Raw genomic sequence first — 12,670 nt, 5'->3', positions numbered from 1 at the left:
AGGTTTTCCTTCGGAATCGGGTTTAACAGCAATTGGGCGGCTAACCCGGAACACTGTGGGAGCGAGCTTGCTCGCGATAGCGGTCTGACATTCGAAGCAGATGTTGACTGACACACCGCCATCGCGAGCAAGCTCGCTCCCACAGGAGATCTGTGGTTGGCAGGCATCAGTGCCGGATTCAGGGTTTGGGCGCCACCGGGTTGGCGTCGAACGTGTGCGGCGGCGCGACTTGCAGGGTAGTGACGGAGCCTTGTGCCGACAGCGAGTAGGTCACTTTGGAAATCAGCATGTCACCGTCGAAGCCCAGCACCGGGTCGATCACCCGCACCAAGGTGTTGTGCCGCCACAAGTCGCCATTGGCCTGGCGCCAGCCTTGCACGCGGTAGGTAGTGGTCAGGGCCTTGCCGGTGCGAATTGCGCTTTCCCAATCGGCCCGTTGCTGGGCCAGTTCGAAGGTCAACTGCGCGCTCTCGCTGATCACCGTCACCCGCTTGCGCTTGAAGCTCAGGTCCGTGGCGGTGCCAGAGACTTCGCTCACCGCCGCCCCACTCTGCTGATCACTGCCCTTGTGCTGACCGATGACCCGGTATTCGGAGAACACCTGGCTGTAGTCCATCGGTGCGTTGCCCGACAGAATGTTCTTGCCCAGCTCCAGCACATCACTGGCCCGTCCGCCGCTGCCGGGTTTGGCCAGCAGCACGCGCCCTTGCGCGTCATCGGTGGAGAACACCCGGAACAACGTCAGCAAACGGTCGATGGATTGAAAGACCGTTTCCCCTGGCACGATGCTGTGTTCGCTCAACCGCGCGGTTTCAGGAATTTCACTGATGACCCCCACGCCATATTGCGACGCCAGGGCCTGGACGATGCTCAGCACCGTTTGCCCGCGCCATTGAGTCGGGCGGTTGATCGCCGCGCAGTCCACCAGATCCTGGGTCTTGGAACCGCCTTCAATGCTCAGGCTGATCTGCCGACCGTCATAGCTGACCGGTGCCTTGAACACATAACCGCTGAGAACCAGGTCGGCACCAATGCGCACCTGGCATTCATCGCCCGGACGGATCGGCACCGTTTGGGTCTGCCCCGGCCATTGCCAGGTGATGTCGAGTTTGAAGGTGCGGAATTGGCGCTCCAGGTCCGCACTGATTTCGACACTTTTCCAGCCACCGTAATCCAGCCCGCCGACGGTAAGCGAGACAGCGTTGTCGAGCTCGTTCATGGCTTACTCCCCCGAGACTTTCAGGTCATTGGGCGGCAGGAAACCAGGATGGGCTACGCCGTTACGCTGGGTCACTTCAGTCACCCGGGTGGCATCGGCAAATTGCTGATACGCCACCACCAGCGCTGGCAGGCTTTGCTTGAACGACAGGTTGATCAGCCTTACCCCCGACGACGCCACCGCCGTCAAGTGCGCGGCCATTTGCTGGCGCAGGTTGTTCATCGCCTGGTAGTGCTCCGGATCAGCCTTGAGGGAGGCCTGCCAGATAACCTCGTTAAGGGCCTCGCGCAGGGCCAGCACATCGTCGGCCACCGGCACGTCCCTGCGCTGGACCGGTTGCACGGCTTGTTGCGCCACCGACGGCGTAGCGCCCAACTTGACCACAGGCGCCGCCACCGGCATCGCCGCAATCCATTGCGCGGCCTGCACCAGCAGGGTGTCCTGCACCAGATCGGCCACCGCCTGGGCCGCCGCCGTGGTGTCCTTGCCGGTGGTAAGTTTGGGCGCGTCGGCCTTGCGAATGGCCTCCACCTGTTGCGACACGCTGGCAATCACGCCGCGATAGCCGTCACGGGCAAACTCCTTCAGCTCGCGGATGTCGCCCAGCAACCCCTTGAACTCGGCCACCACCTCCTTAGGCAACGCTTTCACCGCCTTGACCAGATCGCTGAGTTGCCGATAGGTCTCGATCAACGGCTTGAGCTCCTGCTCGATCACTGCGTAAACATCCTTGAGGCTGTTGCGCAAGTCCGCGATGCCGATCCGTGCGGCCTTGATCAAGGTCATGGCGTCTTCGAAGCGCCGCACCGCCGAACCGAGGAAGCTGTCGGCCGAGACCAGCAGCAGTTTCTGGCTGTTGATCGTGGCCGAGGGAAATGGCAGTGGCTGGTCGGGGTAGAACTTCAGGGCGAACGTCACCAGCCCGCCGTCCTGGCGGGTCTGGGTCATGTCGCATTCGCCAACCTTGACTTGCATGCGCCCCAGCCATGGATGCACCAGTTCACCGCTGCCCTGCTCCAAAGCCTTGAGCAGCTTGTCGCGCTGCTCCAGGCAATCGGGGCCGACGATGAACGCGGTCAGCTCATGAATCTTCGCCTGCTGGCCGAGCCCTTCGAAAAACGGCTGGTCGCGCTGTGGATATTCATGCAACTGACCTTTGTGGCCGACCTGGGTTTTCGCCTGATCGACCCAGAACCCGACGCCACGAAACGACGCAGGCAACAAACGATCACGCCAGCTCATTGGAGCCTCCTGTGGAAAGTGAGCGATAGCCGATGCGCGAACTCACCGCCAGGGCCGGTTGATTGGTCTGTGGCGGATCGGCGCGCAAGCCGGCCGGCGCGTTTTCGAAGCGCACGGTCAGGCCGCCTTCGAGTTGCGTGCGGTTATTGGCGGCGCTTTGTTGCACCAGGGCGCTGGAGGTTAGCGGCAACGCACCCGGCGCCAGCGAGGTTTTCCCTGGCCCGTTGGCGGACGCTGGCGCCAGGCTGGACGACAGGCCCGCAGGCTCTTCGCCGGCCCCGCCAAAAAACGCCGGCGCCAGCTCACCCTTGCCTTCGGCATTGGTGGCGCGCTGCGCCTCGGTCAGTCCTTCGACCTTGCCAGTGAACGTGGTGATGAGTTCACCGAAGCCGCTGTTGAAGAACGCCTTGATCGGTGCAATCACGCCCTGCAGCTTGTCCCACCACTGGCTGAACCACTCGCCCACCGGCCCCCACTGTTGGGTGAGGCCCTCGATGGGCGACCAGTCGAACAGGCCGCTGAACACCGCCAGCATGATCGCCACCTGATTGCGGACGCCCTCCCAGATCCCAGCGAAGACTTCTCCGATCGTGCCCCAGTTGGCCATGATCAGTCCCAACGGCGTCCAGTCGAACAAGCCTTTCAGGGCATCCATCACCGGCACGGTCAAGGCCTTGAGCAGATCCCAGATCGCCGCGAACAACCCGGTCAGCGGTGCCCAATTGGTAACAATCAAACCCAAGGGTGACCAGGCGAACAGCGTCTGCATGAAACCGATGACCGGCGTTGCCGCCGCCACGATCACATTCCAGAGCGCGCCAAAAAAGCTGCTGATCGGGCCCCAGTTACTGATCAACAGCCCCATCGGGGTGAAGGCGAACATTGTCTTGAAGAACTCGACCATCGGCAGGACGATCGGCGCAAGGCGCTGCCAGAGCCCGGCGAAAAACGCCGAAATCGGCGTCCAGTGGGCGATGATCATCCCTGCCGCCAAGGCGATGCCCATGGCAATCAAGCCGATGGGGTTCATCTTCATGGCCAGGTTGACCACTTCCATTGCCTGACTCGCGCCGCTGACCGCCATCTGGATCGCGTTGAACGCCACGACGCCATTCGCCAGGCCCTGTACCAGTTGCGGGTTGTCCTGCAGCACCTGGGCCACGCCGCTGACCATGGGCTGCAAACTGACCGTCACCGCGTTGACCGCAGGCCCCAGGGCCGAGCCGAACTGCACCGACACGTTGTTGATGGAAGTCTTCAATCCATCCAGGTTCTGTGCCGCTACACGGGGCGCGTCAGGCGCCTGGACGGCATTTGCCGCCGCGCTCGCTGCGCCCGCTTCGTCCTTGAAGGACAGCGCCGACTTGAGCCCGTCCATAAACGGCTGGGCCAGGCCGCCGCTGGGCAGCAGACCGGAAATGTCCAGGCTGCCCAGGCCCGTGGCGTCGAGGTTCTGCTTGAAACTCGCGACCTTCGCACGAAGGCCGGCGAGCTTGGGTGACAGCTCATCGATGCCCGTGAGCAGCACCGCTTTTTTCTCTACCGTTTGTGTGTCTGCCATCACTGCACCTGCTGCATCGCATTGATCCGTTGCGCGTGCTCCAGGGATTCGCGGAGCACATCCAGTGGCCTGGCCATCATCTGTTCGGGGTCAACCTTCCAGAACCAGGCCAGGTCATAGGCGGCGGCGATCAGGTCGCCGATGGCTGCGACGCCGCACTCATGAAAAAACTCGCGACGGCCCAGCTCAGGGCATTGAGGTCAGCCAGGTCCAACTGGTTGACCGACGACGGCGGGATGCCGGCGCACACCGCGATGTATTTGGCCGCGACGTCCATGTCCAGGCTCACCTCCTCGCTCTTGTCGATCTTGTACGGCAGCGCCTTGATCGCCCGGACTTCCTGCACCGTCGGACGGCGCAGGGTCAGTTCGCTCACCGGCTCGCCGTGGGCCTCGATGGCCACGCGCAGCGTCACGACATCGCTCATTGCCAGGTCCCCTTGATGCCTTCGAATTTCAGCTCGATGGTGGCGTCGTCACCCTTGGACACAGGCTCTTCCACCAGGTAGGCGCCGGCCAGCACGTAGACCTTGCCGTTATTGAATTCGCAGGTGACGGTCATGTCGGTGCCCGCAACCAGTTGCTTGAGCGGGAAGTCCGCGGTGTGCAGCGCCGTCACCTTGAAGGACGGGGCGATGTCGGTTTCCTTGTAGAAACCCGGTACGACGGTTTCGCGTTTGGTGAACATCAGTGGCGCTTCGCAGCCGCCGTTGATGGTCAGTTGAGCGCCGTCCACTTTGACGTAGCAGGTGCCCGCAATCAGTTGACCCATGGTGTTTCTCCCTTCAATAAAAAGCCCACGCGCAGTGGGCCAGTGCTATTCACTTAAAGTGTGTTTGAACCATTGTGGGGAGGGAGCTTGCTCCCCGCTCGGCTTTGTAGGAGCTGGCGTAGCCTGCGATCTTTTGATTTTGATCTTTCGCTTTCGACTCAATTGGTAGTGGAAAGATCGCAGCCTCGTTGCACTCGACAGCTCCTACACAACTCCCACAACCCAGCGGGAGCAAGCTCCCTCGCCACGGTCAGGCGGCGGCGTCGTATTGCAGGCGGAACTGGTTGAGCAGCGCGAACACCCGCAGGCCGTTGATGTAATCCGGCGGGAACAGCACATTGACCCGGCTCGGGTCCTGACTGTCACGCTCGACAACCAGGTGCTCGGCGAACAGCTCGGCGTTTTCCACATGGCCTTCCAGTTCGAGCTTGGCGTATTGAGCGATCAGCTCGCCGCGAATCGTGCTCGGGGTCACGATGGGCTGGCCGGCGCCGAAACGGGTGCCGTCGGCGGCCAGTTTGTGGCGGCCGTACTTGCTGGTGATCACGCTTTGCAGGCGACGGACGATGAACGCCGACTGGTGCATGGTTTCGCTGTCCAGGTAGGAATTGTCCGCCTGGCCGAAGGCGTTCTTCTGATACGTGGTGATAGAACGCTGGATGCGCACGTAGCCACCTTCGTAATACGCCGTGGCGATGCCGTAGTTGAGCAGCGACTGGCGCTCGGTCAGGGTGAAACGTTCGCTGGCCGGTGCCGGGTCCAAGCCCGGCAGGCTACCGCTCTGGGTCGGACGGCTGGCGTCGGCGGAGATGAACACCGCCGTGCGCGCCGCCAAGGCAGCGGCCTGGACCCAGAACGGTTGCGGTACGCCCAGCTCCAGGGCCTGGATGGTCATGTGCTGGTCGTTACGTGCCTGACCGGCAGCGACCAGGGTACCGAGGGTGCCGCGCTTGGCGCTGTAGACATGGCCGAACAATTGCTTGGCCCAGGACCAGCGACCGGTGCTGTCGTCCATGACCGCTTGCCAGGTGTTGAGGCTCGCCACGTCGGACCAGGGCATGGCGATGAACTCGAACGGTTCGTCGCCCAGGGCCGCAACGGCAGCGGTCTGGTCCGGCACGCCGGCGCCGCCGGTCATCGCAGTGATGGCGGTGGTCAGCCCCGCCGGGGTGTTTTCGCCATTGCTCTTGCCCAGGCGATTGAATTGCAGGCTGATGTCGTTGCCGCTGTCGCCGGTCCATTTGGCGCGCAGGGTCACGACACCTTCGGCGGCCGCAGCAGTCACCGGCAGGTCGGCGGCGTTGACTTTCAAGGCTAGCGCAGTGGCAGCCTGAGCTGCCGTGGCGCCGTTGACGATGGCGGCCTGAACGCGCACACCGCCGACGTACAGGTTGAGCACACCGCTTTCAGTTGCGGCGCCAGTGAGGGTCAGCATGCCCTGGGCGATGGCGCCTTCGACGTTGTGCAACGGCAGGCACCAGATTTCACCGAGCGGGTCGGTCTTGCGCCAGGTCTCGTACATCGACGCGAGCATCGAACCCTGCCCGCCGATGTTCTTGGCCAGCGCGACGCTGGACACCAGCACCAGTTTGCCGACCTCGGCCGGGGCGACGTTGTCGTTGACCTGGGCGACGATCAACCGGCGCATGGCCGATGACGCGCTATTGGCGGCCGAGTTGTCCATTTCGGCGTAGAACAGCGGCACACGAATGTCCGCGGGAATATTGCTGAATCCGATCGCCATTATTTGGCTCCCTGTGGTTTTGCCGCTTTCACGGCTTTGGTAGTGATATCGCCATCGGCCAGACGTCGACGCCACCAGGCGTTGTCTGGCACTTCACGGCCTTCGAGGGGCAACAGATCGCCCGCTTCCGGGTCCGGTACGGCACGGCCCGGGGCCGGCAGCACAGTGATGCGTTTGCTCATGGGGTTACGTCTCCAGAGAAAGTCAGTTCCACGCGCCCGTCGGGGCCGGGACGTTTCAGGTTGGGGTCCGCCGGGTCGATGGCATCGACCCGCACGGTGGCCCCGGTAAAGGACGACAAGCCGTCCAGTTCACGCTCGTGCCAGCTTTCGGCAGGCTGGCTCGCCAGATTGCGGCCCAACTGGAACTCGGCGAAAAAGCGCAGCCGGTACAACACACGGCTGCTATTGATGGAAACCAGTTCGCTGCCGTCGTATTCAATGCCGGTGTACTCGGCGCCCGGCTTGAACCCCACCAGCGCGCGCCACAGTTCGGCCCGCAGGTCGTGCAACAGATCCAGCGCTTTTGTCGCATCGGTAGCATCGAGCACCAGCACGGCATCGAAGCGATCACGCACCGCTTGCAGCGTGACGTTCTGAGCCGCGTTCTTGCTGGCGATGTCGGCGGTGGGCAGGACATAGGCGCAGGGGGTCTGCAGCGGGGTCTCGGCTTGCAGCGTGGCGAGGTCAAAACCTGCGGCCACGCGATGGGCGAGCGTCGGACATTGCTCACGCAACTGCGTGAGGATCGGTGTGATCTTCATGGAGGAATTCCAGTTGTAGAGAAGGTGCAGTCGAGAGAGACCTGTGGGAGCGAGCCTGCTCGCGATAGCGGTGTGTCAGTCAGTGCAGATGTTGAATATCAGGGCGCTATCGCGAGCAAGCTCGCTCCCACAGGAGAACTCGGTTGGGCGCAGGGATATGTGCAACGCTGAACAAAACTGTGGGAGCGAGCTTGCTCGCGATGGCGGCGTGTCAGTCATCCATGGCTATTGGCGATAGGTAGTCGTTGTAGCTGTGGAGCCTGGTGCGGTTGTAGTACATGAAGAAGCGCACCATATCGGTTTGTGCTTCCTCGCTCGTGCTGTAACCGTTGCGAGGGACCCATTCTGACTTCAGGGTGCCGAAAAAACGTTCTGTTGGAGCATTGTCCCAGCACTGCCCGCGATGACTCATGCTTTGCAAAATGCCATTGCGCATCAACTCTTCTTGAAACTTGCGGCTGGTGTACTGACAGCCCTGATCCGAATGAAACATCAATCCAGGTGGGCATGTTCGAAGCTCTATCGCCATGCGTAACGCCTTGCTGACCAGGTTGGCGTCATTGAYCAGCGAAAATGCCCAACCAATGACCCGGCGAGCAAACAAGTCGATCACGATGGCCAGATGAACCCAGCGTTTACCCACCATCAAGCTTGTAACGTCGCCACACCAGACCTGATTGACCACGGTCGGCYTGAAATTACGCTTGAGCAGATTGGGTGCGACAAATGCTTCAACTCCTTTGGACCTGAATGGGTGAGGCTGGCGTTGTTTACTGACAATGTTGGCTTCCCTCATCAGTGTTCTAACAAGGCTTCTGCCGACCGCTATGTTTTGGGCCTTCAGATGCTTGCTGATCGTTCTGGACCCCATGGCTTCCCGGCTTTCGCTGTGYAGTTCAACCACCTTCCCCTTGAGTTCTTCGCGCTCGATCTTAGGCCGCGAGAGCCGCTGTAGCCAYTCGTAAAAGCTGCTGCGCTTCACATCGAAAACGCGACACAGGATGGCGGTCGGGAATGACTCTCTTAGCTCCGCGATCATCGAAAACGATCGGGATCCGACATCAAGAGAGCGGTAGCCTTTTTTAAGATTTCGGCTTCCATTTCCATGCGTTTGATCTTGGCTTTCAGATCCTGAATCTGCCGTTGATCCTCAGTAATGGCCTTGGTGCCTTGAACTGGCTGACCTTTTTGTTCCTTGCGAACCTGGTCCACCCACCGTCGTAACGCGGTAGTTCCTGTACTGAACAGTTGTCATCAATCACCATGCTGGCCGCACGATGTTTGAACTCGCGGGAAAAGACTCTTCTTTCTTTCATGGAACCTCCAAATTGGCGAAATCATATCGCCCTTAAGAGGTGTCCGGAATTATTAGGCCAGTTCAAGCTCGCTCCCACAGGAGAACTCGGTTGGGCGCAGGGATATGTGCAACGCTGAACAAAACTGTGGGAGCGAGCTTGCTCGCGATGGCGGCGTGTCAGTCAGTGCAGATGTTGAATGTCTGGGCGCTATCGCGAGCAAGCTCGCTCCCACAGGGGGGGTGGGGTCAGGCCTTGGCATCCAGGCGGGTGGCATGAATCAAGCTGCGATAGCTTTTTTCCCGGTCGCCACTGGCGGTGACCTTGTCGATCGACCAGCGACCGCGCATGAAATCCGGCCAGGTGGGATCCAGCAGTACGATGCCCTCGGCCGAAAGTCCCGGGTTGCCAGGGCACTCGATGTCCACCTTGAGTGCTTCGCGCTCCATTCGTCGCACCTCCCCTTCACCGGCGGCGCGGGCATCGTCGGCGCTCTGGAAGCGCTGGCGCAGGGTCTTGAACGGCGCGACGCCGCTCTCCTCGACCTGCAGCTTGCCGGCCGCCGCATCCCACCAATAGGTCTTGCAGCCCTGGTACTTGGCCCGGGCGTTTTCATCAAACTTGGCCGAAATGAAGGCGTGGTCGCCCGGGCGATTGTTGGTCGTCACCGACAGTTTCATCTCGGGCAGGACCTTGCCCGACAACGACTTCGCCTGGCCGCGCCGAGCCAGCACATACAACTCGTTGATCGGCTTGGCGACGGCGTCATAACGGTGGGCCAGGCGCGTGAGGAAACCCATGTCGGTTTCGTTGGTCTGGTCGATGTGCTCGATTTTGATCAGCGACAGGTCCGGCGCCACCCGCGGGGAAAAACCGTGCCTGGAAGTCAATCGCCGAAACAGCGCCCCCAGGGTCGTCGGGCCATGGCTGACGGATCGGCGTTGCTTGAAGCCGGTCTGGTCCGCAGCACTGAACGGCGCCGCCATGGCCACCAGCACGAGTTGCAGGGGAAACAGGAACGGTGTGCGCCGGGTGATGACAAACTCGCCTTTATCCACCAACCCCGACTCCAGATAACCGACCCGCAGACCGATCTTCCTGCCCAGGCTGGGCAACCCTTCGAGCCCGTCCAGGCTGATGGTGAGCGTCAGCTGATCGGACTCGATACCCGCCGCGTCGACATGCTCCCACTTGAGCAAGCGTTCGTTGAGCAGTGCGGCGTTCGCACCATAAATTTCCACTGCAGGCGTGAAACCCAGTGACATGTTGCCTCCTTAATCCCAGGCCGAAACCGGCGGGGTTGCAACGGGCTTGAGGTCCACTTCCGGCAAGACCACCCATACGCCCGCCGGCAATACCGGGCCCCATTCAGCCAAGCCCGGATTGAGCAGCCAGAGCGCTTCCTCGACGATATCGTCACAACGCTCAAGCTCGCGGTACAGCAACAGATTCACCGAATCACCGGCGATACTTCGAACCCTACGCATTGGCGAACTCCGTCAATTCAACCACCCAGCCGACCACCATCGCCGTACCGTCATCGATGATCTCGGTCTGGGTTTCCGTCACCTTGTTGATCTGCCACAGGCCCCAGTTGCGACCGATACCATCGACCAACGGCACGGGCACGCGCTGCGCCTGCAAGGCGCGCAACTCATCGAGGCGATCCATGGCGGTCGCGTACATCGACTTGCCGGTGATCGTCAGCAATTGCAGGCCTTGGCCGACCTGGCTGGACTTGGGCTTGCTAGTGAGGATGTCGATGCTTTTCCAGCCACCGTCCGAGCTGCGTACCAGGCTGTGGTACGCAAAGTTTCTCGACAGCCCGAAAATGAAACTGCCAAGTGCCATTTGCTGACGCATCACGTACCTCCGTCGGTCAGGGCCGCGTCACTGCGCATGGCGAGTGAGTTGGGCATGGTCGTCAAGCCGAATTGGCCCGAGAGCTGTTGCACAACCAGGTTGGCCAACTGACTCGCGCTGGCCTGGTCCTGGCCGTTGATGTAGATGTTTGCGGTCATGGTGTTTTGTTGTTGGCTGGTTTGGGCGTTGGTCAGGTCTCTGGCAGCCTGGTCCGGTGGGGGGAGCTTGTCGGCAGGCGCGGCGAGTTTGTCACCCAGCCAGGCCCCCGACTCTCCCCCGACCCAGCTGCCGGCCAGCCCACCCACAACCGCACCGAGTGCGCCGCCAATGGCCGTGCCGAGCGGACCAAAAAGAGTCCCGAAAGTGGCTCCGGCGGTAGCACCTGCCGAGGCCCCCGCCCAGCCGCCACCTGCGGCCCCCAGGCCCGCACCAACTTTGCGGGCGTCACCGCTCAGCGCGCCCTCGAGCACCTCAGGGGCGGCAGTTAACGCGACGGCTCCTGGGATGAAACGGGTAACCGAGCGCAACGCCGAGCTCGTGCCTCGAAGGGAACCGCCGGCGCTCATTCCAGCCTCGGCTTTGGCAACGTTCGCCGGCTCGAGCCGGCTGATGCCCTTCATATCCAGCTTGGCGTTACGACTGTCGTTTCTGAAGTCCTCAGAGAACACCTCTCCCACACGACTGGGAAGACGCGTCGCCACGCCCCCCAATACGCGCTTGGCCGCTTGATTGCTCATCTCATCACCTAGGGCTTTGAGCAGCGCGCCCACCAACGGTTTGATCGCCGCGCCAATCACCACAATGGCCGCAGCGGCTCTAGGTGAGGACTCAGCCAACTCACTCATGCCATCGGCCAGCGATCCCAGCCACTGGAACGAGGTATCCGCCGAGGGCATCAGGGCATTTCCCGTGGCCAGCGACAAACGCTCGCTGCTGGCGTTGAGGACGTTCAACTGGCCCTGCCGGGTGTTCGACAGCGCCAAGGCGTCCTGGCGCACCGAGCCGTCGTTGCCCAATTGCGATGTAGCGTATTGGCCTGGGTCTTTCACCTGCCAGAACGCGGCGTTCACATCGTCGAGTTTCTGCGACATGCGCAGCACCGCTGCATCCCCAGTGCCAAACAGCGAAGAGGCCAGGGTCGTGCGCTTTTCGGCCGGCTGCGCGTTCAAGGCCGCCAGGACCGACATCACTGTCCCCGGCGCGGCGTCCTTGTCACGCAAGCCGCTCGCCACCTCTTTGGGATCCAGCCCCAGTTGCTTCCAGGCCGCTTGCTCGGTCGCGGAGGCCTGATCGCCCTTGCCTAAAGCGGTCGTGAAGTGATCGAGCGCCACACCCGCTTCAGCTTGTTGCGCGCCGGTAGTGAGAAGTGCCGCCGTCAGTGCCGCAACTTGGGCAGGCTGCAGGCCCGCCGAGGTCGCAGCCGCACCGTCACGCTGCAGCACCGTGCCGATCTCACTCGCTTTCGCACCACCGGGAATCTTGCCCAGGTGGTTGGTTGCATCCGCCAGATCAAACGCTTTCTCTGCGCTGAGCTTCATGGAAGTGCGCCAGCCGAGCACCATCTCAGCGGCTTCCATGGCCGGCATTTTGAACGTCGATGCCGTGACGCCCGCATCACTGGCGAAGCGCAACAGCGCCAATTGCCGGTCCGAGGCATTGGGCAGATCACCGCCGATGCCTGCCCTGGCCGCCAGGCTTTGCATCCTCACCACCTCAACCGCCGAGGTCCCGCCGGCCGCCACCAATGGCGCACTGGCGATACGCTGGGTGGGTTCCGCCATCTCTGCAATCTGGCGAGGCGTGAATTGGCCGGCCTGCTTCAGATCGGCCATGGCCGAATCCATCGCTATTGCAGGTTTGAGCAGCGCCGGTGGCTCGATACCGCCACCCGACTTACCCTTTGGCTCGTTGGCCGACTCACCCTTGGCGCCAGCGCCCATCGATTGGGAAAACAATCGTTGCGCCGAAAGCTTTACCGTCAGCGACTCGATCGCCGTGGTCAGCAACCCGAGCTTGAGCCCGAGTGTTTCCAGCGCCAGATCGAGGCTCGACAGTTGATCCCTGGCGAACGCGTCTTGTGCTGACACACCACTGGTGAGGCTGGTATTACCGAACGCCAACCCAGGCTCATTGAAGGTTGCGTATTTGAGCGAATATCTATCGTCCGCCATCCCGCTCTACTCCTGTTTCACGCCAAGGCGAGTGATCGCGA

General features: G+C 61.8%; 14 protein-coding genes. All 14 read right to left on the bottom strand.

Annotation, left to right across the window (positions count from 1 at the left end; genetic code table 11):
• Positions 1-178: 178 nt before the first annotated feature.
• The 14 genes from AB4Z20_RS14275 to AB4Z20_RS14210 all read right to left on the bottom strand — a co-directional run bounded on the left by AB4Z20_RS14275 (position 179) and on the right by AB4Z20_RS14210 (position 12,629).
• Positions 179-1,219: a phage baseplate assembly protein gene (locus tag AB4Z20_RS14275; protein WP_442090134.1), complete on the bottom strand. Its 1,041-nt coding sequence runs from the start codon at positions 1,217-1,219 to the stop codon at positions 179-181.
• Positions 1,220-1,222: 3 nt separating this feature from the next.
• Positions 1,223-2,461: a DNA circularization protein gene (locus tag AB4Z20_RS14270; RefSeq protein ID WP_442090133.1), complete on the bottom strand. Its 1,239-nt coding sequence runs from the start codon at positions 2,459-2,461 to the stop codon at positions 1,223-1,225.
• Positions 2,448-4,022: a phage tail protein gene (locus AB4Z20_RS14265; RefSeq protein ID WP_442090132.1), complete on the bottom strand. Its 1,575-nt coding sequence runs from the start codon at positions 4,020-4,022 to the stop codon at positions 2,448-2,450. The genes AB4Z20_RS14270 and AB4Z20_RS14265 overlap by 14 nt, the downstream gene beginning before the upstream one ends.
• A gap of 130 nt (positions 4,023-4,152) precedes the next feature.
• A complete protein-coding gene (locus AB4Z20_RS14260) occupies positions 4,153-4,449 on the bottom strand; it encodes a phage tail assembly protein (RefSeq protein WP_003198316.1) in 297 nt (98 codons plus the stop codon).
• Complete coding sequence (locus AB4Z20_RS14255) at positions 4,446-4,793, bottom strand: phage tail tube protein (RefSeq protein WP_003198314.1); 348 nt, start codon at positions 4,791-4,793, stop codon at positions 4,446-4,448. Before AB4Z20_RS14255 ends, AB4Z20_RS14260 begins: the two co-directional genes overlap by 4 nt.
• 250 nt (positions 4,794-5,043) lie before the next feature.
• Positions 5,044-6,537 carry a phage tail sheath subtilisin-like domain-containing protein gene (locus AB4Z20_RS14250; protein WP_442090131.1) on the bottom strand — a complete coding sequence of 498 codons (1,494 nt, stop codon included), beginning with the start codon at positions 6,535-6,537 and terminating at the stop codon, positions 5,044-5,046.
• Positions 6,537-6,719, bottom strand: coding sequence for a DUF2635 domain-containing protein (locus AB4Z20_RS14245; protein WP_003198311.1), 183 nt, complete (start codon positions 6,717-6,719; stop codon positions 6,537-6,539). Before AB4Z20_RS14245 ends, AB4Z20_RS14250 begins: the two co-directional genes overlap by 1 nt.
• Positions 6,716-7,300: a phage tail terminator protein gene (locus AB4Z20_RS14240; protein WP_024618256.1), complete on the bottom strand. Its 585-nt coding sequence runs from the start codon at positions 7,298-7,300 to the stop codon at positions 6,716-6,718. Before AB4Z20_RS14240 ends, AB4Z20_RS14245 begins: the two co-directional genes overlap by 4 nt.
• 211 nt (positions 7,301-7,511) lie before the next feature.
• Positions 7,512-8,339: an IS3 family transposase gene (locus AB4Z20_RS14235; protein ID WP_442090130.1), complete on the bottom strand. Its 828-nt coding sequence runs from the start codon at positions 8,337-8,339 to the stop codon at positions 7,512-7,514.
• Complete coding sequence (locus AB4Z20_RS14230) at positions 8,336-8,512, bottom strand: hypothetical protein (protein ID WP_442090129.1); 177 nt, start codon at positions 8,510-8,512, stop codon at positions 8,336-8,338. The genes AB4Z20_RS14235 and AB4Z20_RS14230 overlap by 4 nt, the downstream gene beginning before the upstream one ends.
• Positions 8,513-8,843: 331 nt before the next feature.
• Positions 8,844-9,860: a phage late control D family protein gene (locus AB4Z20_RS14225; RefSeq protein ID WP_442090128.1), complete on the bottom strand. Its 1,017-nt coding sequence runs from the start codon at positions 9,858-9,860 to the stop codon at positions 8,844-8,846.
• Positions 9,861-9,869: 9 nt separating this feature from the next.
• On the bottom strand, positions 9,870-10,082 hold the full coding sequence (locus AB4Z20_RS14220) for a tail protein X (RefSeq protein WP_058542798.1): 213 nt from the start codon (positions 10,080-10,082) through the stop codon (positions 9,870-9,872).
• The gene (locus AB4Z20_RS14215) at positions 10,075-10,458 is read right to left on the bottom strand and encodes a phage tail protein (RefSeq protein WP_442090127.1); all 384 of its coding nucleotides are present in this window, start codon (positions 10,456-10,458) and stop codon (positions 10,075-10,077) included. Before AB4Z20_RS14215 ends, AB4Z20_RS14220 begins: the two co-directional genes overlap by 8 nt.
• Positions 10,458-12,629, bottom strand: coding sequence for a phage tail tape measure protein (locus AB4Z20_RS14210; protein WP_442090126.1), 2,172 nt, complete (start codon positions 12,627-12,629; stop codon positions 10,458-10,460). The genes AB4Z20_RS14215 and AB4Z20_RS14210 overlap by 1 nt, the downstream gene beginning before the upstream one ends.
• Positions 12,630-12,670 lie beyond the last annotated feature (41 nt).

This window comes from Pseudomonas sp. KB_12, assembly GCF_052114545.1.
In the GTDB taxonomy this organism is placed as follows: Bacteria; Pseudomonadota; Gammaproteobacteria; order Pseudomonadales; family Pseudomonadaceae; genus Aquipseudomonas; species Aquipseudomonas brassicacearum.
The sequence above is the reverse complement of the archived record's forward strand: the minus strand, read 5'-3'. Positions and strand labels throughout refer to the sequence as shown.